This window comes from Paenibacillus dokdonensis (assembly GCF_004916975.1).
Classification (GTDB): Bacteria; Bacillota; Bacilli; order Paenibacillales; family Paenibacillaceae; genus Paenibacillus_AQ; species Paenibacillus_AQ dokdonensis.
Map to the genome: position 1 here is coordinate 270,090 of NZ_STGQ01000001.1, position 22,970 is coordinate 293,059.

General features: G+C 51.3%; 18 protein-coding genes. 15 read left to right on the forward strand and 3 right to left on the reverse strand.

Annotation, left to right across the window (positions count from 1 at the left end; translation table 11 throughout):
• Positions 1-117 precede the first annotated feature (117 nt).
• The 8 genes from E6W40_RS01425 to E6W40_RS01460 all read left to right on the forward strand — a co-directional run bounded on the left by E6W40_RS01425 (position 118) and on the right by E6W40_RS01460 (position 12,991).
• Positions 118-2,532: a DUF7408 domain-containing protein gene (locus E6W40_RS01425; RefSeq protein ID WP_136603841.1), complete on the forward strand. Its 2,415-nt coding sequence runs from the start codon at positions 118-120 to the stop codon at positions 2,530-2,532.
• The gene (locus E6W40_RS01430) at positions 2,529-3,458 is read left to right on the forward strand and encodes an ABC transporter ATP-binding protein (RefSeq protein ID WP_136603842.1); all 930 of its coding nucleotides are present in this window, start codon (positions 2,529-2,531) and stop codon (positions 3,456-3,458) included. Before E6W40_RS01425 ends, E6W40_RS01430 begins: the two co-directional genes overlap by 4 nt.
• Entirely contained in the window at positions 3,455-4,393 is a 939-nt protein-coding gene (locus tag E6W40_RS01435) for an ABC transporter permease (RefSeq protein ID WP_136603843.1), read from the forward strand. The genes E6W40_RS01430 and E6W40_RS01435 overlap by 4 nt, the downstream gene beginning before the upstream one ends.
• A gap of 58 nt (positions 4,394-4,451) precedes the next feature.
• Positions 4,452-6,095: a phage tail tape measure protein gene (locus E6W40_RS01440; protein ID WP_136603844.1), complete on the forward strand. Its 1,644-nt coding sequence runs from the start codon at positions 4,452-4,454 to the stop codon at positions 6,093-6,095.
• Positions 6,096-6,156: 61 nt separating this feature from the next.
• Complete coding sequence (locus tag E6W40_RS01445; RefSeq protein WP_136603845.1) at positions 6,157-7,146, forward strand: AAA family ATPase; 990 nt, start codon at positions 6,157-6,159, stop codon at positions 7,144-7,146.
• Positions 7,143-8,075, forward strand: a complete 933-nt coding sequence (locus E6W40_RS01450; protein WP_136603846.1) for a DUF58 domain-containing protein — start codon at positions 7,143-7,145, stop codon at positions 8,073-8,075. Before E6W40_RS01445 ends, E6W40_RS01450 begins: the two co-directional genes overlap by 4 nt.
• 34 nt (positions 8,076-8,109) lie before the next feature.
• Complete coding sequence (locus tag E6W40_RS01455; protein ID WP_136603847.1) at positions 8,110-10,080, forward strand: vWA domain-containing protein; 1,971 nt, start codon at positions 8,110-8,112, stop codon at positions 10,078-10,080.
• Positions 10,064-12,991 (forward strand): VWA domain-containing protein, encoded by a 2,928-nt coding sequence (locus E6W40_RS01460; RefSeq protein ID WP_136603848.1) that lies wholly within the window; start codon positions 10,064-10,066, stop codon positions 12,989-12,991. The genes E6W40_RS01455 and E6W40_RS01460 overlap by 17 nt, the downstream gene beginning before the upstream one ends.
• 223 nt (positions 12,992-13,214) lie before the next feature.
• Here E6W40_RS01460 and E6W40_RS01465 read toward each other — a convergent pair whose 3' ends face one another.
• A complete protein-coding gene (locus E6W40_RS01465; protein ID WP_136603849.1) occupies positions 13,215-13,592 on the reverse strand; it encodes a hypothetical protein in 378 nt (125 codons plus the stop codon).
• A 484-nt stretch (positions 13,593-14,076) separates the two neighbouring features.
• Here E6W40_RS01465 and tkt point away from each other — a divergent pair, with 484 nt between their 5' ends.
• Positions 14,077-16,119 (forward strand): transketolase, encoded by a 2,043-nt coding sequence (tkt, locus tag E6W40_RS01470; protein ID WP_136603850.1) that lies wholly within the window; start codon positions 14,077-14,079, stop codon positions 16,117-16,119.
• A gap of 54 nt (positions 16,120-16,173) precedes the next feature.
• Entirely contained in the window at positions 16,174-16,491 is a 318-nt protein-coding gene (gene ppnP, locus E6W40_RS01475; RefSeq protein ID WP_136603851.1) for a pyrimidine/purine nucleoside phosphorylase, read from the forward strand.
• 135 nt (positions 16,492-16,626) lie between these two features.
• Here ppnP and E6W40_RS01480 read toward each other — a convergent pair whose 3' ends face one another.
• Positions 16,627-17,526: an NAD(P)-dependent oxidoreductase gene (locus E6W40_RS01480; protein ID WP_136603852.1), complete on the reverse strand. Its 900-nt coding sequence runs from the start codon at positions 17,524-17,526 to the stop codon at positions 16,627-16,629.
• 288 nt (positions 17,527-17,814) lie between these two features.
• Between E6W40_RS01480 and E6W40_RS01485 the strand changes: the two genes are divergently transcribed.
• The 3 genes from E6W40_RS01485 to E6W40_RS01495 all read left to right on the forward strand — a co-directional run bounded on the left by E6W40_RS01485 (position 17,815) and on the right by E6W40_RS01495 (position 20,494).
• Positions 17,815-19,170 carry a glucose-6-phosphate isomerase gene (locus E6W40_RS01485; protein WP_136603853.1) on the forward strand — a complete coding sequence of 452 codons (1,356 nt, stop codon included), beginning with the start codon at positions 17,815-17,817 and terminating at the stop codon, positions 19,168-19,170.
• A 101-nt stretch (positions 19,171-19,271) separates the two neighbouring features.
• Positions 19,272-19,904, forward strand: coding sequence for a YigZ family protein (locus tag E6W40_RS01490; RefSeq protein WP_136603854.1), 633 nt, complete (start codon positions 19,272-19,274; stop codon positions 19,902-19,904).
• 5 nt (positions 19,905-19,909) lie between these two features.
• Positions 19,910-20,494, forward strand: a complete 585-nt coding sequence (locus E6W40_RS01495; RefSeq protein ID WP_136603855.1) for a TetR/AcrR family transcriptional regulator — start codon at positions 19,910-19,912, stop codon at positions 20,492-20,494.
• A 140-nt stretch (positions 20,495-20,634) separates the two neighbouring features.
• On the opposite strand, the gene E6W40_RS01500 is transcribed toward E6W40_RS01495, so the two are convergent.
• Complete coding sequence (locus E6W40_RS01500) at positions 20,635-21,036, reverse strand: secondary thiamine-phosphate synthase enzyme YjbQ (RefSeq protein WP_136603856.1); 402 nt, start codon at positions 21,034-21,036, stop codon at positions 20,635-20,637.
• A gap of 323 nt (positions 21,037-21,359) precedes the next feature.
• Here E6W40_RS01500 and cysT point away from each other — a divergent pair, with 323 nt between their 5' ends.
• Together cysT and E6W40_RS01510 are read left to right on the forward strand one after the other, a co-directional pair.
• On the forward strand, positions 21,360-22,175 hold the full coding sequence (gene cysT, locus E6W40_RS01505) for a sulfate ABC transporter permease subunit CysT (RefSeq protein WP_136603857.1): 816 nt from the start codon (positions 21,360-21,362) through the stop codon (positions 22,173-22,175).
• Positions 22,172-22,969 carry a sulfate ABC transporter permease subunit gene (locus E6W40_RS01510; protein ID WP_136603858.1) on the forward strand — a complete coding sequence of 266 codons (798 nt, stop codon included), beginning with the start codon at positions 22,172-22,174 and terminating at the stop codon, positions 22,967-22,969. Before cysT ends, E6W40_RS01510 begins: the two co-directional genes overlap by 4 nt.
• Position 22,970 lies beyond the last annotated feature (1 nt).

Here is a 22,970-nt window from a genome sequence, read left to right on the forward strand (position 1 = left end):
CTTTCAACAAAATTTTCTTTAGAAAATTTTTAGAATATTGAAGTGAAACTTAAGAAACGAAGCGTCTTTAATATCGTAAGATCAAATCAAGCATGGATTAGAGAGGGGGGGGTATACATGTTGTCTTTGATAAAACGTGATATGAAGCGGACAAGGCTGCCTTTGTGGGCCGTGGCGATACTTTTGCTGCTTCAGCTTGGACTTGGCACCGGGATTGCGCATGCCGATGACAAGCCTTCCATTATTGTGAAAAGTGAAGCTGGCTACAGCGGTATGATCAAAAATGGAACTTGGAATCCACTGAAGCTAACACTTACGAGCAATCAGGACCTGTCGGGAGATATTGTCTTCCAGGTGTTGCAGAACCAATTCGGAAACAGTCCTTCTTCTTATGTGCAGCATGTCGAGCTGCCGAAGGATACGCCCAAGGAGGTTGTCCTGGCTATTCCAGGGCAGCAGTATAACAAAAACAATAATACAGTGAGGTTTTATGAAGGATCTGTGGAGAAGGGAAAGCTCATCAGCTTCTCTAACGGCACCGACAGCTATATCAACGGCGCTACTATTAATTCCACGAATGTCGGTGTGCTGTCCGATGATCCGGATGCGATGAACTTTCTCGGAATGCTGCAAAGCGGCAATTCAAAAATTAGCGTCATGCATATGAAGCAGAAGGATATTTCTGAAGATCCGATGCTGATGGATGGACTGGATGTGCTAGTATTCGACCGCTTCGCGTCCGACACGCTCACTCCGGCACAGGTCAAGTCCATTGAGCAATGGGTCAAGACCGGAGGCAAGCTGATCCTCGGAGGCGGTGCGGCTTACCCGAAAACAGCAGCTCCTTTTGCTGAGATATCGCCGGTCAAATATAAAGGAACATTCAGCGTGACGTCGCTGCCCGAGCTGGAAAAACTGGGAGCATTCAAGCAGGGAAGCGCCCAAGGCGGGGCTGCAAAGCTGAATTTGGGAGGAGAGCTTACGCTATCCGATGCTGAATTGGTAAAGGATGCGAAGCTGATGTACACCACCGGAGGCAAGCCGCTGTTTGCGAGCCGGCAGGTGGAGAATGGCAAGGTGCTTTACGCTGCTTATGACGTCGCTCAGGAACCGATTGCCTCGTGGGCTGGTCATCCGTCTGTATGGTCTGCGCTGCTCGGCACTGAACTTCAAACGAACAATCTGAACGCCATGCGCGGGAATTACAATCCACTAATGAATCTGAGTTATATTCTGAACTTCTTTCCATCGCTTAAAATGCCTTCGTTTCAGGTTCTGGCGTGGTTGATCGTTATTTATGCGGTTGTCGTTGCACCGCTGCTTTACCTGCTATTAAAAAGAGTGGACAAGCGTGAATGGGCATGGTGGATGATTCCTTTAATCGCAGTCATCGCAAGCGGTACGGTATATTTTATTGGTGCTTCCGATAAAACAAAGGAGCTTGCCCACACGCTCAATGTGGTGGAGCTGGACGGCCGCGGACAGGGAAAAGTCAAAAGCGCGACAGCCTTCTTTTCACCGGGAAGCGGAGACTATCATCTTGAACTGCCTGCCAACTCCTATGTGACGATCCAGCGGGACGGAGGTTCATTCTCTGGATCAGCTGACAGCCTGAGTCTGGTAGAGGTTGGTTCCAAGGAGACAGGCGTCGAGCTGTTGGACATGCCTCAGTGGTCCCTGGCCAAGCTCTGGGTGGAACAGCGTTCCCAGAATGAAGGACTGGGCCAACTAGAGGTCAGTCTCTTTATTAATGATAAGGGTGACATTGACGGAAAAGTCGTGAATACGACATCCAAAAATTTGACCCATGCCGGGCTCGTTGTCGGCGGGAAACTTTATCCGCTGGGAGATCTGGAGCAAGGGAAATCCATTTCTCTTGCATCGGTCAAAAACGCACAGGCCGTCCGGAACGGCATGCTGAGCTTTGCCATGTTCCAGAACAATTCGGGTGGACAGGATCCTTACAACCGGGAGAGAGGCATGCTGGATAACTATCTTCAGGGTTCCGCATGGTCAGCTCAAGATGCTTACATCGTGGCATTCAGTAAGGATAAGCTGTTTAACTATCGTAATGATGGCCGTGATATTGATAGTGATCAATTGAACCTGTGGCTTCAGCCGGTGGATATTAGCTGGACACAAAATGGCAAGGTGAAGATACCTCTGGGCTTTATCACACCAATCGTCAATCAAGTGGCTTCTCCGAACTGGTATGAGCAGCCAAACGGAATCAGCCATATCGAACAGGGATATATCACATTTGACTATGATGTGACGGATATGAAAAAGATGACAGGCGGCATGTTGAAGCTCCAGGCTAAAAATCCTGGCAAGCAAACGGAATATTATATTTTCAATTATAAAAAGCAGGACTGGGAGCTCATCAAATGGGATGCATCCAAGCAGTGGAGCGCAGCAAATCCAAATGATCAATATGCTTCGCAGGGACGTATCCGCATTAAGCTGACAGCCAAGGAAGCGACGGAGCTGATGCTGCCCGAGCTTGCGGTAGAGGGGGCAGTGAAGCCATGATAGACATTCAGCATTTAAGTAAACGTTACGGTAATTTTGATGCATTAAAAGATATCAATCTCTATATTCCCGAAGGGACTGTATTTGGATTCGTGGGGCCGAATGGTGCCGGCAAATCGACGACCATGTCGATATTGGCAACCTTGATGCTGCCGACGTCGGGCATTGCCAAGGTAGACGGCTTTGACGTAACCCAGCATCCGAAGGAAGTGCGTAAAAGAATCGGATATATGCCGGATTTCTTCGGTGTGTATGATCAGCTGAAAACGACGGAATATCTGCATTTTTACGGCGCTAGCTACAATATCCCGCGCGGCGAACGTGAGAAGCTGATTCCGCAGCTGCTGGAGCTTGTGAATCTGAGCGACAAAAGTGATGTCTATGTAGATAGCCTCTCCCGGGGGATGAAGCAGCGGCTCTGCCTGGCACGATGCCTGATTCACGATCCGAAGGTGCTTATTTTGGATGAGCCGGCTTCCGGCCTTGATCCAAGGGCAAGAATTGAAATGCGCGAAATATTAAAAGAACTGAAGCAAATGGGCAAGACGATCATTATTTCCTCACATATTTTGCCGGAGCTGGCGGAAATGGTGGATGAGATCGGGGTCATCGAGCATGGGCAGATGGTGGCACAGGGCAGGGTTGCGGACATTCAGTCCCGGCTGCGCGTCAAAAAAGTGCTTCATGTCCGCGCGATGGAACGGGAAGAGGAGCTTGCTGCACGCTTGCAGGATGAGGCCATGGTGTCAGCCGTGCTCTCCGATAATACAGGCATCCATGTGCATTTTGGCGGCGGAGACCTGGAGCAGGTACAGCTTCTGCAGAAGATCATCTCGTGGGGATATGCTGTAATTTCCTTTCATGAGGCGCAAACCAATCTGGAGGATGTATTCCTCGAAATCACCAAAGGAGGGCCTGCCGTATGAACTGGAGCCGCAAATGGATAAATCCGGTACTGGACAAAGAATTCCGACTGCGAATGCGTACACCGCGATCGTCGATTTCCCTGCTGGCCTATATTCTGGTACTCGGCCTGATTGCGTTGGGATTCATATATATTACGCTTTATTTGGGCAACCAGGGGAATCAATCCTTCAATTCAGGCGCAGGCCGCATGATGTTCTATGTGCTCAGCTTCGCGCAGCTGGTGCTGATCGCGTTTATGGCGCCGGCATTGACGGCGGGAGTCATCAGCGGGGAACGGGAAAAGCAGACGCTGAGCATGCTGCTGACGACCCAGCAAAGCTCGTCAACGATCATATTGAGCAAGCTATTTTCTTCCTTAAGCTTCATGACCCTCATTATTGTAGCGACCATGCCGATCTACAGCATCGTTTTCTTATATGGAGGCATTTCCCTGAAGCAAATGATCTTTATCTTTTTGTTCTATTTATTCGTCATGCTGCTTCTGGGGTCACTTGGGGTGCTGTTCTCAACGCTGTTTAAACGGACGATGGTTGCGGTCATTGTGACATATGGCGTCGCTTTATGCATCTTTCTTCTGACAGGCCTCTTGTATTTATTCATCATGAGCATTGTTCAGCGGAGCTATTACTCCATGCCAAGCACAGCGACAACGTACTCTTTTGTCGGTTATATTCTGGGTCTTAACCCGGCGGGGGCACTGATTAGTCTGTTTGAACCCAGCTTTTCAAAGCAAGCCTTTATGCTTCGTAACGGTAACCTGAACTCGAATGCGCCGATTCAGCTGTGGCAGGAGTTTGTTCTGGTATACAGCGTGGTAATCATCGCTTCTTTATGGATTAGTATCCGCCGGATTCGTCCGGTGGCAAGACGTAAATCCAAAGATCAGGACAATCAGGCTCCGGCTTTGGAAACGAGTGCAAGCGATCATTCATAACCCTATTTGCTAAGAAAATGATGCATCTAAAAAATGAACGAACAAAGGAGGACAGCTTATGGACGCCATTCGGAGAGCGGTTTCCAAAGCGAAGTTACGACTCCAGCAGTTCCGGCTCATCCGCTATTCTTTATATGGAATTGCCGCCGGACTTGGTGCAGCCATCCTTCTGCTGCTAGCGGCCCGGCTGTGGCCAATTCCATTCTACCGTTATCTGGCATTGGCAGCTGTATTGGCCGGCTTTATTACTGGGGCTGCCTGGGGCTTGTTATACCGCGTGAAGGAAAGAGAGGCAGCACAGGCCATGGATGCGGCCACCGGTGGAGCCGAGCGGAGCGATATGATGGTGACGGCGCTCTCTTTTGCTGAACAGGAAACTCCCGCAGCCCAGTGGCAGCGCAAGCAGGCGGTGGCATATGGAAGCAGCTTCACAGCTCATCTCAAGAGCAGACTTCCATACCCAAGCTATAAAAAAGTAGCGATTGCGAGCTGCATTCTTCTTGTCGTTGGGGCCGGGCTCTCTATCTTGCCAAGTCCCATGGATACTAAGCTTGCTGAGGCTGCCCGTCAAAAGGGATGGGTGCAGGATCAGAAGCAGAAGACGGAGCAGCTGGCACAGCAGCTTCAGACACAAAAGCTTGATCCAGCTGTGAAAAAATCACTCGAGGATTCTTTAAAAGCGCTGCAAAAAAATCTGGATGGGAAGAAGGATCCGGAAAAAGCACTGGCTGAGCTGGAGAAAACAATGAAAGAGATGGAAAAAACAGCTGCGAAGCAAGAAGCGGCTGTTCAGAAATTGTCTGAGCTCGGAAAGAAAATGCAGGACACTCCGAATATGTCATCCCTGGGCAATAGTCTTGCTCAGGGAAAATCGGAAGACCTCAAAAAATCAATGGAGAATCTCAAGCAGCAGGTGAAGCAGCTTTCCCCAGAGCAAAAGAAGCAGCTCAAGGAGGCGCTGAGCAAGCTGGCGGATGAAGCTGCTAAAAACCCGGAGACCCAGGCACTGAAGGATGCTTTGAAAAAGACGGAAAAGGCACTGGCAGAAGGGGCAAAGGATAAAGAAGTGGATGAAGCTCTCAGTGATCTTGAAGCAGCAATGGCCAAAGCGTTAGCGGCTCGTGCAGCCGCTTCGAGCCAGTCAGCGGCCGCCTCCAGCATGAGCTCCAAGCTGGCCTCCCAGGGACTTGGTTTGGCTTCGCAAATGACCGCATCAGGCATGCAGGTATCGGATGCATGGAGCAGCGGCGGCAGCGCAGAAGAGCTTGCCATGGCCGAAGAGTCCGGCGAAGCGGATCCGGAAGATAGCGGTTCCGCTTCTCCTGGTAGCAGCGGAACACAAGGCAAGGGTGTTGGTAATGGCAGCGGTTCAGGCAACGGCAGCGGCTCTGGAAGCGGCCAGGGAGCTGGCCAAGGGCCGGGTGCCGGTATGGGGGCAGGAGGACGCGATCTCGTCATGACGCCGCGCAAGTTTGAAGGCAGTGGGAATAAGCAAAATGACAAGGGACCACTAAAGGGGCAAGGCGGCACGATCCAGAAAGGCGGAGTTTCTCCAGCCGTCGATGGGGCCAGCCGACCGTACGAGGAAGTGTACAAGGAATACGAGGCCGAGGCCAAGAAGTCGCTGGGGCGGCAAGAGCTGCCGCAGCAGATGCAGGGCCTGGTCGAGAGTTATTTTACCGGAATTAACCCGAATCCGTGAGATGTAAAAGATCGCGGTAACGAATATATCCATATTTAAGGGAACCAGGAGGAGCGTAAAGATGCAGGAAACCCAAATCCGGCCTGAGGCCTGGAAAGAAACGATATCTCGCGTGCGCAATCAGATTGGTGAAATCATTGTTGGCCAGCAGGAGGTTGTTGAGCAGATGCTTTGGTGCATTTTTGCCGGAGGACATGCGCTGCTGGAAGGCATTCCGGGACTGGGGAAAACGATGCTGGTCCGCACGATTGCAGACACTCTTGACCTGTCCTTTTCACGCGTTCAATTTACGCCTGACCTGATGCCAAGCGACATTACCGGGACACAGATTCTATCGTTCGGGAGACAAGGCGAGACAGCGATGACGTTCCAAAGCGGACCACTCTTCAGCAGCATTGTACTGGCGGATGAAATCAACCGTGCCACACCGAAGACCCAGAGCGCGCTGCTGGAAGCTATGCAGGAGAAGACCGTGACCGTCGGGAATGAGACGCACCGTCTACCGAACCCGTTTTTCGTACTGGCGACTCAAAATCCGCTTGAAAACGAAGGGACCTATCCACTGCCAGAGGCACAGCTTGACCGGTTTCTCCTTAAAATACTCGTGCCTTATCCAAAAGCGGAGGAGCTCAAAGAAATCGTGAGGAGAACGACTTCAAACCACCAGCCTTCGATTGTGAAGCAGGCGGGATCGGAAGAGCTGCTGGAAATCCAGCATGGGGCAAGAGAAGTGCTGGTAGCTGACGAGGTGCTCGACTATGCGGCAAGGCTGCTGATGATGTCGCATCCCGAAGAAGAATCCGCACCGGAGGGCGTGAAGAAATATGTGCGCTTCGGTTCCGGACCACGCGGAATTCAATCTATTATTTCTACCGGCAAGGTGCGTGCGGTATGCCAGGGAAGAATGCATCTTGCTCAAAGTGATATTAACGCTGTAGCCATACCTGCACTGCGTCACCGGATATTCCTGAACTTTGAAGGACAGGCCATGGGTATTACGACAGATCAGGTCGTAAGCGAGATGCTCCAGGCGCTCGGAGGGCGGTCATGAGCAGCGCCCATCTGCTGCCCCCGGACTGGATGATGCGCCTGGAAAGGCTCACGCTCGGTTCAGGCAGACGGGTTGCTGGTACACTTCAGGGCAAGCGGCGTTCCAGCAGGCTCGGCGCTTCACTCGAATTCGCCGATTATCGTTCATATGCACCCGGAGACGATATCCGCCGCTTTGATTGGGGCGTATATTCCCGTACGGGAAAGCCGTTTGTAAGGCAGTTTATGGACGAGCAGGAGCTGATGGTCAGCCTGTATGTGGACTGCTCCGCTTCAATGGACTTCGGCGGTTCGTCATTAGATGGGAAGCCAACCCGCGAGGGAGCCGGGAATAAGCTGCTTTTTGCCAAAAGGCTTGCTGCCAGCATCGGTTATATTGCGCTCTGCTCGTATGAACGGGTCGGAGCTTATTGCTACAGCGACCGGCTGGATGGCCGATTGCCTTTACTGCGGGGTAGGGGTTCTACCATGAGGCTATTTCAATTTTTGCATGATGCTCCTCCGGGAGGAGAAGGCAGCCTATCTTCTGCGCTGGGAGAGCCCGGTGCCATGCCGCGCCTTTCCGGAATGACCTGGGTCTTTTCCGATTTCTGGCTTGGAGAAGGCGAGTCTGCGATGGGCAGCATTCTTTCCCGTTTGGCGGGTGCCGGCCAGGAGGTTGTCCTCGTGCAGGTGCTGTCACCGGAGGAGATCCACCCAGATCTTAGTGGAGATTTGCGGCTTGTGGATAGTGAGCTGAATACCGGCAAGGAAGTCGCCATCACTGGACGTGTACTTCAAAGTTACCGTGATGAGCTGGAACGCTATCAGAATGAATTACGGAAAATAGCTTCCGAACGAGGGATTTCATTCGTCACGCTGTCAAGCGATATGACGCTGCAGGAAGCTGTGTTCGGCGTGTTAGCGGGATCCGGTCTGGTACGGGTCTAATCGATTCGAGAACGTAAGGAAAGGGGGGATCCAAGTGGGAATCGGTTCATGGCTCGGGCTCTGGTTCGGTCTTAGCATACCGGCGATTCTGGCCATGTATCTGCTCAAACGCAAATTTCTCGACACCAAAGTGCCGAGCCATCTGCTATGGCAGAGAGTCCTGAAGAATCTGGAGGCAAACCGGCCATGGCAAAAGCTGCAGAACAGGCTTCTGCTTTGGCTCCAGCTGCTTGCCGCTGCACTCCTCGTGGTTGCTCTAATGAAGCCGTATTTGTGGTCTTCAGGGGGCGGGAAAGAGCATGTTGTGCTGGTGGCGGATACATCCGGAAGTATGAGTGCAGTAAGCATGGTATCGGGTCAGCCTTCTCAGGAGCGTCTGGAACAGATGAAGCAGGAGATGAAAGATTATATTAAGCAGGAGGCCAAGAACAGTGATGTCACCCTCCTCAGCATGAATACGGAGCCGAATTTAATCATTTCCCGGGAAAAAGATCATGGACGTGCCAACGAGGCTATCGATTCACTGCAGGCCTATTTTGGCAAAGCCTCCTATAATGAAACGCTATCGCTCGCCTCGGCGCTGACACGGGATGAATCCGATGCGGAGGTGGTTGTCTTTACCGATGGACAGTGGAAGGGAGATCCTTCATCGATTCCCTTTCAAGCGCCGGTAAAGGTCGTAACCCTGGATTCAAAAGCAGGCTTCAACCTGGGTCTGCAGCAGTTTGGCGTGAAGGATGAATCAGGCGGAAAGACAGCCGTAGCCGTCGTGAAAAATAGCAGCAAGGCTGCGAAGCAGGCGGAAGTTAATTTGTACGGGGATGGCAAGCTGCTCACAACATCCTCTGCAGAGATCAAGCCGGGTGCATCGCTTACGCTGACCTTCCGGGACTTACCCGCAGCGGAGGTATACCGGGCTGAGCTGGAGGGAAGCGACGATTATCAAGCGGACAATGAGGCCTATGCCTTTTCGCAGCATAACGAGACACCGCGGATTCTGCTGATGACCCAAGGCAATCTGTTTCTGGAGAAGGGGCTTCAGCTGACAGGTGCCGAGGTCGTTAAAATGGCCTTGCCTCAGGAAGGCGGCACAGACGCCAATCCAGGCGACACCAGCGGGACAGCTGTTCCTGAGAATCAGCCTGATCTAATCGTCATTGACGGAGCAGCTCCAGCTTTTACTGCCCAGGGAGAGTGGAAGAAGCTGCTGGACCGTACACCGGTATGGACGCTCGGAGGCGATGGAAACAAAGTCAATGTGAACGGAGGGCAGCTGAGGCTTGCCAATCATCCGGTAAACCGCTATGCAAGCTATAACGGTGTTTATATCGGCAGTGTACTGGATCGCAAGCTGCCGGACTGGGCGGAGCCGATCGTCAGCATTGAGAACCATCCTGCTATCATTGCGGGGACCGAAAAAGGGGAGCAGCGTTTGACCTTCTTGTTCAATCTGCAGGAAACAGACTTTCCGTTATCGGCGGAGTTTCCGATTGTGGTCCATGAAGCCGTATCATGGCTGACAGAGAGCGGCGGTAAAAGCCTGGGTCGTCTGACAGCGGGAACGCGTGTGGAAATTCCGATCGCTGCGGATACCGTTTCAGCACAATGGGTCGCCAAAGAGGGGATGGCCAGAGAAATGAAGGTGCAGAATCTGGAGGCGGAAACCGGAGACAAAGGGATTAATGCCTTGCAGCAGGTACCTTCTGTTCCTGGACTGTATGCTTTTGAACAGAAAAACAGCGCCGGGAAGAAGCTGGAATATCTCGCTGAATCCGCTGCGGATCCGTATGAAGCGCAGTGGGGCGAGACCAATGCCAAGCTTGCTGCTATAGGCCAGATTGCGAAGGATGGGAAAGAAACGCCTCCAACTGCGGTTTCAGACTCAGTTCCAGCCAAAAGCCATAGCGATGAGCGCCAAGTATCGCTTATCACGCTGCTTGCTTCGTTAGCATTATTGATTATTTTAGTGGAATGGGGGGTGTATCAGCGTGGGCGTTCAATTTAATCACCCTTGGCTGCTGCTCCTGCTCATTCCGCTGGCAGCGGTTATGTTTTATGCGTATCGTTCCGACTTTCGTTTATCCGGTGCGCGGAAAAAAGGGGCTGTGATCATAAGGTCTGCTGTGCTATTGCTGTTGGTTTTGGCCATTTCGGGTCTGCAGTCTTATACCGTGCTTCAGCAGAAAAAGGTTGTCTACCTGGTGGACAGATCTGCAAGTATGCCTGAGTCAGGGCAGGCAGAGGCATGGATGGTGAAATCAGCCGCTTCTAAAAAAGAGGATGATACCATCGGGGTCGTCTCCTCTTCGCTGCAAGCAGCCTACGAACAGAAGCTGCTGCCCCGGTTGCCGGAAAGCTTAAAACTGAATGCGGCGCAGAATCCTGACTTTACTAACCTGGAATCGGGACTCATGCTGGCTGGCAATCTTTTGGATGGACGCTCTGATTCCCGGATCGTACTGATCAGCGACGGCAAGGAAAATGTCGGGAGCATGCTTGCGGCCGGCCGAATGCTGAAGGATCAGGGCATCGCCGTAGACGTGCTCCAGTCCCCTTCTCGGCAGGTAAAGGATGTGTCGGTAGAAGAAGTGAGCGTGCCTCAGAAGCTCTATCAGGCAGAAGCCTTTTCCATTGAAGTGCTTGTACAAAGTACTTACAAAGGCCGTGGAGAGCTAAGGCTTTATGAAGACAGCCGTGAAATCGGCAGAGAAACGGTCGATATTGACGCAGGTGAAAATCGCTATGCTGTCAAAGCTTTGGCTAAAACGACAGGATTGCATCGATACCGGGCAGAGATCTTCATGGAGGGTGACCAGCAGTCGGCCAACAATGCCGGATATGCCTTTACACGTGTTGATGGTCCACCGAAAGTGCTGATTGTTGAAGGCAAGAAGGGAACCTCTGCGAATATCACATCGGCATTGTCGTCAGGGCTGGTGCAGTATGAGGTCATGCCAAGTCCGGCGCTGCTGCCGAATGAAATGGCTAAATATGCAGCGTATGATTCGATTATTTTTAACAACGTATCCGCCGACCAGGTCGGTGAGCGTAAAATGGAAATGATTGAACAGGCTGTGAAGAGCTACGGCATCGGCTTTATGATGGCTGGCGGTGAGGATAGCTACGGCATGGGCGGGTATTTTAAAACGCCGATCGAACGCGCTCTACCGGTATCCATGGAGCTGGAGGGCAAGCGTCAAATCCCGTCGCTCGGGCTGATCCTGGTCATTGACCGATCGGGCAGTATGTCCGGAGACAAAATGGAAATGGCCAAGGAAGCCGCCATACGTACCGTCCAAATGCTGCGTTCCAGGGATACCGTCGGCGTTCTGGCTTTTGATTCAAGCAACTGGTGGGTCGTACCGCCGATGAAGCTGGATAATAAAAAGGAAGAAGTCATTGATCAGATTCAATCCATCCAAAGTGAAGGTGGAACGGATATCTATCCTGCGGCAGCCTCGGCTGTTGAGGAGATGCTGAAGGTTCAGGCCCAGCGCAAACATATCATCCTGATGACGGACGGCCAATCGGCCGGAAATGACGCGTACGGATCGCTGCTTGCGCAAATGGTGGATGAAAAAATCACCATGTCTACGGTAGCCGTAGGTTCAGATTCAGACGTGAATCTGCTGCAGAGTCTTGCCGATGGTGCCAAGGGCCGGTTCTACATGGCGGAGGATGAGACGACGATTCCGGCCATTTTCAGCCGGGAAGCCGCGATGATTTCAAAATCCTATATTGTGGATAAACCGTTTGTTCCTGCGTTGCAGGACGCGGGCGATTGGGGAAAGCTGTTTGAAAACGGGGTACCACAAATCTACGGTTATGTAGCGACCACGGCAAAACCGGCCGCTCAGACGGTGTTATCCAGTCCGGAGCCTGATCCGCTGCTGGTCCGCTGGCAATATGGATCAGGAAGGACGGTAGCCTGGACGAGCGATTTGATGGGCAAATGGTCGAAGGATTGGGTATCGTGGCCGGCCTTTTCGAATGTGCTGACACAGATGGTGAAATGGACTTTCCCGCAGTTTACCGCTTCGCCTTATGAAGTGAGAACACAAGTGGAAGGTAACAAGGTCCGGTTCGAAGTGAATGCCGCCGGAGGCGACGGACCGGAGCAGCTGCAGGCGGTGATTACCGGCGATCGGCTGCAGCCGAGCACGGTGGATCTGGTTCAGGAATCCCCGGGAAGCTACAGCGGGGAAATTACGGTGGAACAGCCGGGCTCCTTTCTGATGTCGCTTCAGGATAGCCATGGGAAAAGCTTAGCCATGCCAAGCGGCTTGATCGTCCCGTATTCGCCGGAGTACCGGATCGAGTCGGGCGACGCGAAGCAGGAGCTGGGGCGGCTTGCCGAATTGACCGGCGGCCGCGTGCTTTCCTGGGACAAGCCGGAGCAGCTCTTCGCTGCGGCTCCGCGCCCAAGCCGGCAGCTGCATGAGCTCAGCTATGCGCTGCTCATCGCGGCCCTGATTCTCTGGGTCGCGGATATTGCGGTGCGCCGCCTGGCCCTCCCATGGGGCCTGATCGGCGCACGCCTGGCCGCCCTGCTCCGCAGGCGGCCACAACATCCGGCCGGCGGGGCGGAGCCCGCAGACGCCGGCCTCGGCAGGCTCGCCGCGCGCAAGCAGCGCGCCGCGGCCTTCTACGGCGGCGGCTCTGCAGCACCGCCGCAAATAGCGGCGCAGCCGCAGGCACGCGCCGATGCGCCGAAGGAAGCCGGAACGAAGCGTCCGGCTTCCGGGGCGTCCCGCCCAACAGCGGCTAGCGCCGTGGAGCCGCGCGGGACGCAGGCAGCCCGGCAGCCGGTGGCTGCGCCGGGCAAGAAGGCGGCGGCTGAGCCCAAGCCACCGCAGGAGGAGCGGTCCGCTTCGATGGACCGCCTGCTGGCTGCCCGCAAGCGCAACACGCGCTAATCGGGCCGTCTAGCAAGAATACAGTAAAAGAGACCCGTGATGAATCCATTGCGGGTCTCTTTTTGCGTTCCGGTTTGTTGGTAAATGCGATCCATTAACGAGGTACGCGTGTTTAGCTGAATTTTCTTTAGACGTAAAGTGTCTGCGGTTATCCCAAAACATATCCACTGCAATTTTTATTCCGGGCTGCATGTTTTTCGCCCATTGCGGTTAATGAATAGGACTATGCCTTTTTGGATTTGGCAATTCTATAAGACGGATTCAATGTTCTTGCTGAGACATAGAGCATGAAGCCGTACAATAGATGTCCGGTAAACCACCAGGTAAAAGCAGTCATATCAATAGGCGAGGGCACTCGATCGGACAAGGCTGCCAGCGGGAAAAACAGCAGCGATGACAGGAGGCCCAAGGTCAGGGCTCTCAGCAGACTATGCGGTTTCGGGCTGAGCATGTTCCACCCGGAATAAAGAATCCCGATTCCAAGGGACATCATTAGATGCAGAGCAAACTCGACCCACTCAGGTATCATCGGCGGCAGAAAGCTTACAAAATCAACATTCAGCAGCAGGTGGTACACCAGATGCCCGGTTATGTGCTCCACGAGCTTGAGGAAGATACCGAGAATGATACCGCCAAGCAGACCGCAGATGAGCCCGCTGATCCAGAAGGCAGGGGACAGGACGAGGTGTTTCAGACGGTTATCCAGAAAGGCTTACCTCCCGTAAAAAGAATTGGGCAGCTAAAAAATTGTGACAAATTATTTCAGGAGAAAAGAAAAGAATACTCGAAATGTGACCGCTTTAATCAGCGGTATATTACGATTTTTTATCATTCTGAATGTTGACAAATGCTGCCGCATAATGACGTTCCCGGCAGGGAATGGTGATAAAGGATATGGAAAAGAAGACTGCCAAGTGTTACAATAAGTCAAAATGAAACATTCAAGCGGAGCTTCTTCATAATCCGCAGGCTGGAGAAGGCTTTTGATGCCTTTCTTTTGTGTTCATTGTAGTTGATTTAACCAGGATTATGAAGCAGCATCGCTGCCGCTTTTAAATTTCCCAGAATACTTAAGGAGGATAAACATGACTGACAAGAATCAAGCGATCGACAAAAAAGAGAATTCGACTATCGATAATCTTTCGATCACCACCATTCGTACTTTGGCTATCGATGCCATCGAGAAAGCGAACTCCGGACACCCCGGCATGCCTATGGGCTCTGCGCCAATGGGTTACCAATTGTTCGCCAAAACGATGAACCACAATCCGGAAAATCCAACTTGGATCAACCGTGACCGTTTCGTATTGTCTGCAGGACATGGATCCATGCTTCTGTACAGCTTGCTGCACCTGAGCGGCTACGATCTTCCAATGGAAGAGCTGAAGCAGTTCCGTCAATGGGGAAGCTTGACACCAGGTCACCCTGAATTCGGACATACAGCAGGCGTTGACGCAACGACCGGACCTCTCGGCCAAGGTATTGCTATGGCGGTTGGTATGGCTATGGCTGAAGCACAGCTGGCTGCAACATACAACAAAGATCAATTCAATGTTGTTGATCATTACACATACGCAATTTGCGGCGACGGCGACCTGATGGAAGGTATCTCTTCTGAAGCAGCTTCCCTGGCTGGTCATCAGAAGCTCGGCAAATTGATCACACTATATGATTCCAATGACATTTCCCTGGATGGAAAATTGAACCTTTCCTTCTCCGAAAATGTTCAAAAGCGTTTTGAAGCTTATGGCTGGCAAGTGCTGCGCGTTGAAGACGGAAATGATCTTCCTGCCATCGAAAAAGCGATTGCTGAAGCTCAAGCTGAAACGGAAAAACCAACCCTGATCGAAGTGAAAACGATCATCGGTTACGGCAGCCCGAACAAGCAGGGTAAAGGCGGCCACGGTGGTACGCACGGTTCTCCGCTGGGTTCCGACGAAGCCAAGCTGACCAAGGAATTCTACAACTGGGTATACGAGGAAGATTTCCATGTTCCGGATGAAGTACGTGCACACTTCGCTAAAGTGAAGGAGCATGGCGTGAAAGTGAACAAGGAATGGAACGAGCAGTTCGAAGCTTATAAAAAGGCTTACCCAGAACTTGCAGCCCAGTTCGATACAGCTGTTGCCGGCGATCTACCAGAAGGCTGGGATGCTGATCTGCCGAAGTATGCCGTAGAAGACAAAGCCGTTTCCACTCGCGTGGCTTCCGGTAATGCCTTGAACGGTCTTGTAGGCAACGTGCCTCAGCTTACGGGCGGTTCTGCCGACCTTGAAAGCTCCACCATGACTCATCTAAACGGTTTGACCAATTTTACACCGCAAAGCCGCGAAGGCCGTAACATCTACTTCGGGGTACGCGAATTTGGTATGGCTGCAGCCATGAACGGTATGATGCTCCATGGCGGCGTTAAAGTGTTCGGCGGCACATTCTTCGTGTTCACCGACTACCTGCGTCCAGCGGTACGTCTGGCTTCCATCATGAAACTGCCTGTTACTTACGTGTTGACACATGACAGTATCGCAGTTGGTGAAGACGGACCAACGCATGAACCAATTGAACAGCTGGCTTCCCTGCGTATCATTCCGGGTCTGACTGTTATCCGTCCGGCTGATGGCAATGAAACCTCTGCTGCATGGGCTTATTCCGTAGAAAACAAAGAGAACCCTGTGGCGTTGGTATTGACTCGTCAAAACCTTCCAATCCTGGCTGGCACGGTTGAAGGTGCAAAAGAAGGTATCAAACGCGGTGCGTACGTGGTAGCCGATGCGAAGAATGGCAAACCGGTTGCCCAAATTATCGCAACAGGCTCCGAAGTTCAACTGGCTGTCAAAGCTCAGGAAGAACTTGCTAAAGAAGGCATTGAAGTACGTGTCATCAGTATGCCAAGCTGGGGCCTGTATGAGAAACAGGATCAAGCTTACAAGAATTCCGTCATTCTTCCTGACGTGAAAGCCCGTCTTGCTATTGAAATGGCGCAAACCTTCGGGTGGGAACGTTATGTTGGCGACAAAGGCGATATTCTTGGCATCACGACCTTCGGTGCATCCGCTCCCGGGGACAGAGTTATCAAAGAATACGGATTTACGGTGGAAAACGTCGTTAGCCGCGTCAAAGCGCTGCTCTAAGCGTTTAATCCCTGCATAGATCAAGTTCCAGAAGATGAGGAGCAGTGAGTATTCATGTCGCAATTGAAGAACGCAACGATTGTCAAAGCAGCGAATATTTATTATGACGGTCAGGTAACCAGCCGGACCGTCATCCAAGAAGACGGAAGCAAGGTAACGCTCGGCATCATGCTTCCAGGCACTTATGAATTCGGTACGGACGGCCCGGAAATTATGGAGATTGTTTCCGGTCAGCTAAAGGTTCTTCTGCCCGGTGCAGACACGTGGCAGGAAATTAACGGATCGGCAACTTTCCATGTGCCTGCCCGTTCCAAGTTCGCTCTGGAAGTGTTCAGTGTAACGGATTACTGTTGCTCCTATCCGGCGGAATAATGAAGAAGGGTAAGATTGCCGAAACGGCAATCTTACCCTTCTTATCATCCATGCACACAGCGATTTGAACCTGCATGCTGTTTTTCTCAGATCGTTACCTGCTGTATGAATAGTTTAGATCGATACAAGTCAAACTTATTGCAGCGGCTTGCCGCCGATAGTTTGTCCGATCCAAGCCTCATAGCATTTGACAACGGCGGAGAGATCTTCGTCGCCATACCCTTGGGTCTGACCGGCCTGGAACAGGTTCTTGGTCAGATTGAGCAGAGGGGTTGGAATCCCGGAGCTATCGGTCAGGGAAGAAGCAAGCTTCAGATCCTTCAGCATCAAAGCCAGAGAGAACTGGTTGCTGAAGTCTGCTTCAATAATTTTACGGCCTTTGAGATCAGCTGCTTTGCTGCCTGCAGAGCCGAGCTGAACGAGCTCAAGGAAGTTGTCTGCAGGAATACCTGACTTGGTGGCAATTGCAAAACCTTCGGCCAAAGCCAGGTTATTGATGCCGACCATGGTATTATGCGCCAGCTTGGCTACGGAGCCGCTGCCGTTGGGTCCCATATGAATGACCTTTTTACCAAGTGTGTCAAAAATGTCGGAAGAGCTTTCCAGGGTGGAAGCTTCGCCACCGACCATAAATACGAGTGTCCCGTCCACAGCCGCCGGTTTGCTGCCGGTTACCGGCGCATCGAGGAATTCAGCACCCTTTTCCTGGATAGCAGCGGCGAGCTCTTTGACGAGTCCCGGAGAAATCGTGCTGGAGTCAATGACCGTCATGCCCGGTTCAAGCGAATTCAGGATGCCGTTTTCACCGTAAAATACTTCACGGATGGAATCGTCATTGCTGACCATCGTGATGACAACATCGCGGCCTGCGGAAGCTTCCCGCGGAGTAGCAGCCGATGCTGCGCCTTCTGCAACAAGCGGTTCGCATTTGGAAGCTGTGCGGTTGTATACGGTCACTTCAAAACCTTTTTTAAGCAGATTGGAAGTCATTGGCGCTCCCATGGTTCCCAGTCCGACAAAGCCTATCTTTTTCATGTGATCACCTTTTCTATCAGAATGAGGATCACGCACACAGTTCTTTTATTGAAAAAGTATGTGTGAATCCCTGAAATTTAGTAGCCTTGTCTATTTTACCATGAGGCTTGCGGGTACACCATGAGGGACTGCTTCCGTGAAAGGCTCCGTCAAAAGCGGTCTGCCTGCTGTGAATACGCGCCGATAGACTTTTTCTCATGCTTGCTAGTATCAGGAAATTACAGTATCCTATTCTAAAGCTATTTTTTCGGAGTGTAGAGTAGAGATGAAACCAGGAGGTAACGACAGATGTCTAACCCATTGAAATTTGATTACAGTAAAGCCCTCGAATTCATCAACCAACATGAAGTGGACTATTTTGCAGAACCGATCAAGCTGGCTCACGAGCAGCTACATAACAAAACCGGTGCAGGTTCCGACTATCTCGGATGGATCGACCTTCCAAGCGCATATGATAAAGAGGAATTTGCACGGATTCAAAAAGCAGCAAGCAAAATCCAAAGCGACTCGGATGTTCTGATTGTCATCGGAATCGGTGGTTCTTACCTTGGTGCACGTGCAGCCATCGAAGCACTGTCGCATTCCTTCTATAACTACTTGCCGAAGGACAAGCGTAAAACGCCTGAAATTTATTTTGCCGGCAACAACATCAGCTCGACTTATGTTACACATTTGCTTGATCTGGTGGAAGGCAAGGATTTCTCCGTTAACGTGATTTCCAAATCCGGTACAACGACAGAGCCTGCAATCGCATTCCGCATTTTCCGCGCAGCTTTGGAGAAGAAATACGGTAAGGAAGAAGCCAAAAAACGTATCTACGCAACAACGGATAAGGAAAAAGGCGCGCTCAAAACACTCGCAACAGCAGAAGGCTATGAATCCTTTATTATTCCGGATGACGTGGGTGGACGCTATTCCGTACTGACAGCTGTTGGTCTTCTGCCAATCGCTACTGCCGGCATCAATATTGATGATATGATGAAGGGTGCGGCTGATGCTTCCAAGGAATTCAGCAACCCGAATGTTTCTGAGAACCAAGCCTACCAATATGCTGCCGTTCGTAATGCCCTGTACCGTAAAGGCAAAGCGATTGAAATTCTCGTAAACTACGAGCCTGCCCTGCATTATGTATCGGAATGGTGGAAGCAGCTTTTCGGAGAGAGCGAAGGCAAGGATTATAAAGGTATTTATCCAGCTTCCGTTGATTTCTCCACAGATCTGCACTCCATGGGTCAATTCATCCAGGAAGGCAGCCGGAATATTTTCGAAACCATCATTCAGGTGGAGAAGGTTGCTCATGAAATTACCATCGAGAGTGATCCCGATGATCTGGACGGATTGAACTTCCTGGAAGGCAAAACGATGGATTTCGTGAATAAAAAGGCTTTCCAAGGCACCATGCTGGCTCACACCGATGGACAGGTTCCAAACCTGATTGTAACTGTGCCTGATCTGACACCATATTCTTTTGGATATCTGGTTTATTTCTTTGAAAAAGCTTGCGGCATCAGCGGTTATCTGTCAGGCGTGAATCCATTCGATCAGCCGGGCGTTGAAGCTTACAAGAAAAATATGTTCGCATTGCTTGGCAAACCAGGCTATGAAAAAGAGAAGGCTGATCTGGAAGCCAGACTTTCTGAATAACGAAGACTACTGAGAATAGACATAAGGCTGAAGGAAGCAGTTCACCGGTTGAGGATTACACGGGGGACTGCTTTCTTTTCAAACAGGGAAAGGGTTAAGGGATGATAGATCGTTACCGTACCGTTCGAAAAAGCGGCGACAAGGAAATCGTAATCAAGAAATCGCGGTTTATCGGTCACATTATGCCGGTAGAAAGCGAAGAGGATGCAAACGCTTTTATCGAGGATATCCGGAAAAAGCACTGGAACGCGACGCATAACTGTTTTGCATACATGATCGGTGAGCGTGACGAAATCCAGAAACAGTCGGATGACGGGGAGCCCAGCGGAACTGCGGGCAAGCCGATTCTTGAGGTGATCCGCCACCAAGGCCTGAAAAATGTGGCAGTTGTAGTCACCCGTTACTTTGGCGGAATTATGCTGGGTGCCGGCGGACTCATTCGTGCTTACACCGATGGCGCTGTGGCAGCCATTGAGGCAGGGGAAGCGATTACTCGTGTACTTCATCGTCAAATTTTTGTAGAATTAGATTATACGTGGCTAGGCAAGGTTGAAAATGAGCTTCGGAATCGCGAGGTGCGTATGGGGGAAACCCGCTTTACCGACAAGGTGACGCTGGAATGCCTGCCGCCCGATGCGGAGACTCAGGAGTTTATGTCGTGGATGGTTGATCTGACTCAGGGTCAATCTCTGGTTACGGAGGGTGAGCAGCTTTATTTTACTGAAGGGGAATAAGGTCTATGGCAAGAAGAGCAGTGGAACAGGAGTTATCCAGGGAGAGGATTCTGGAAGCAGCCAGACATTTGTTCGTCACAAAGGGCTACAGGGCAATCTCCATGCGCAGTATAGGTCAGCATTTAGGTTATAGTCATGGTTCCTTGTATTATCATTTTAAGGAAAAGGCGGAGCTGTTTTACGCCATTGTCGTGGAGGACTTCAACAATCTTGCGGTTCAGCTGAACAAAGTCATCAAGGCTTCTCCCGTTCAGGATTTAACGAAGGTGGAGCAGCTGATGATCGAGTTTATTCGTTTCGGTCTGGATCATCCGTACCAGTATGAAATTATGTTCATGATCCGGGATGAGGAGCTGTTGTCCTATTGTCGGACAGAGCAGGGGCGCTGTTTGGAATTGTTTGCATCCATCGTGCGCCGTTACATGAATGAAGACACGCACGGTCCGGATTTTTGCCGAAACTTGCCGCTGACACTTTTTTTGGCCATGCACGGCTTCATATCCTATTACATTCAGGATCGAGTCACCTTTGAGGAAGTTAAACCCGCAGCGATAACGCATGTGAAAATATGCTGTGAGGGTCTGCGGTAGCCGTTTCTTTGCAGATATATACTTTATAGCGTTGAATTGGTATTGCGTAAAAGCATACCTCTTGGATGGTGAAGGGGATAGGCAGGATTGCCTGAACCCCGACGCCAGTTTTGTTTTGTCCAGCTTATTTGACTACCTGTCTATCCCTGCATGATCTTTACATGGTATTGTCTGCGGCGGGGGCCGTCAAACTCGCAAAAATAAATGCCCTGCCAGCGGCCCAGCAGCAATTCACCTTCGGTAATAATAACGGTTTGGGAGGGACCGCAGGTAATGGACTTCAGGTGGGAGGCGGTGTTACCTTCAGCATGCCGGTATTTGGGGTGTTTCCATGGATATACCTCATCAAGGCGCATCAGCACATCCCGCTTTACGTCCGGATCCGCATTCTCGTTAATTGCAATCCCGGCGGTTGTATGGGGACAATAGATCAGTACGGTACCCTCCTTAACTCCGCTCTTATGAACAAGTGATATCAATTCCCGCGTAATATCCCTCATTTCATCACGGCCTGTTGTGGCCAGCTCAAGTGTATACAGCATGTAGATTCTCCTCTCTTATTCTCGAACCCAATCCTATGATTAAGGAATACAGAATGCATCCTTCAGTGAGAATACGCCTAATGACGTTATTTTCTAAAAATAGCCGCTAATATATGTATACCCCATTTTAAACGCTGCAAAGTACGAATAATTCATTCCAACTTATATATTGACGATGACAGACAGTTTTTGGTAAAGTATCTCTTAAGCAAGTATAAAACCAAGTATACAAATAGGAATTAACTTAATTGTAAGATTAAATAATCGTTTTGACAATGACTGATTTGTGTATGACCGATTCAAGTAGGCGGGGGGAGAGGCGTATGAATACACTGCTGCGTCATAAAGGCTGGACATGGGGGTTCCGCAGCACCCTTCTGTTGTATTTTATGCTGCTGGTCATCCTTCCTTTGCTGGGTGTATACTACCATTCCCTTTCCGAAGGCTGGAATTTGTTTGTGGATAGTATCACGGATCCTATTGCCTGGAAGGCGGTCCTGCTGACCGTCCGACTGGCTCTTACGGCAGCGGTCGCGAATATCCTGATCGGCACGATGATTAGCTGGGTGCTGGTGCGCTGCCGTTTTCCGGGAAGATCACTGCTGAACAGTTTAGTGGATCTGCCTTTTGCCTTGCCTACCGCTGTGGGAGGGCTAATGATCCTGCTGTTGTTGGGACCTGTGAGCTGGGTGGGTAAAGCTGCTGAAGCTCTGGGTTTTGAGATTGTATTCCACCCGCCGGCAATTATTATCGCGATGGTGTTCGTCACTTTCCCGTTTGTCATTCGCGCGGTTCAGCCGCTGCTGGAGGAGATAGATCCTTCCGAGGAAGAGGCAGCACGAACGCTTGGAGCATCAGGCGTGAAGGTCTTTTTCCAAGTGGTGCTTCCGTCCATGATGCCCGGTATCCTGAGCGGCGGTATGCTTGCCTTTTCCAGGGCGTTGGCCGAATTTGGCGCGGTGGTACTGGTTGCCGGAAATATTCCGGGCCGGACGCTGGTCGCTTCGGTCTATATATACGGAGAGGTTGAAAGCGATAATACAGCGGGAGCGGCGGCGGTGTCGGTGCTGCTCTTGACGCTTTCCTTTGTTATTCTATGGGTCGTGAACTGGGTACAAACACGGGGGAAAAACCTATGAACAAGCTTTGGATTGCACTAACCTACGCTGTTTTTACCGTACTCTTGATTATTCCGCTGGGTAAAATGACGCTGGCCGCCTTCAGCGGCGGACTGGGTGAGCTCGGTGCGGCATTGTCGCGGCCAGAGGCTCTGCATGCATTTATGATGACAGCGCTCGTTGTTGTGACGGTCACACTGTTAAATACGCTGCTTGGGATGATGACCGCAGTCTATCTTGTGCGTGGCACCTGGATGAGCAGGGGGCTGAGACGACTGCTGAACAGCATCGTTGATCTTCCATACGCCGTGTCGCCGGTTATCGGTGGCTTAATGATCGTGCTGCTGCTTGGTCCGGGAAGCGCGGCGGGAACTTTCTTCGATCATATCGGATTCAAAATTGTATATGCATTCCCGGGAATGGTGATTGCGACGCTGTTCGTTACCTTTCCGCTGATGGTTCGCGAGGTCATGCCTGTCCTTCAGGAAATCGGAACCCAGCAGGAGGAGGCGGCTTCAACGCTTGGCGCTTACAGCTGGACAACGTTCTGGAAGGTCACCTGGCCCTCCATCCGCTGGGCTGTTATATATGGTGTGGTGCTGACGATTGCCCGTGCCTTGGGGGAGTTCGGTGCCGTGCTGGTCGTTTCAGGCAACATCATTAACCGTACGCAGACCGCGACGACACTGATCTATCAGGATGTCGAGAATTTTAATGTTACCTCAGCCAACGGTGCGGCACTGGTATTGGCGGCGTTCTCCATAGGGCTGATGCAGATGATGGAATGGGCGAAAAAAAGAAGGGGAGTGCACTGAT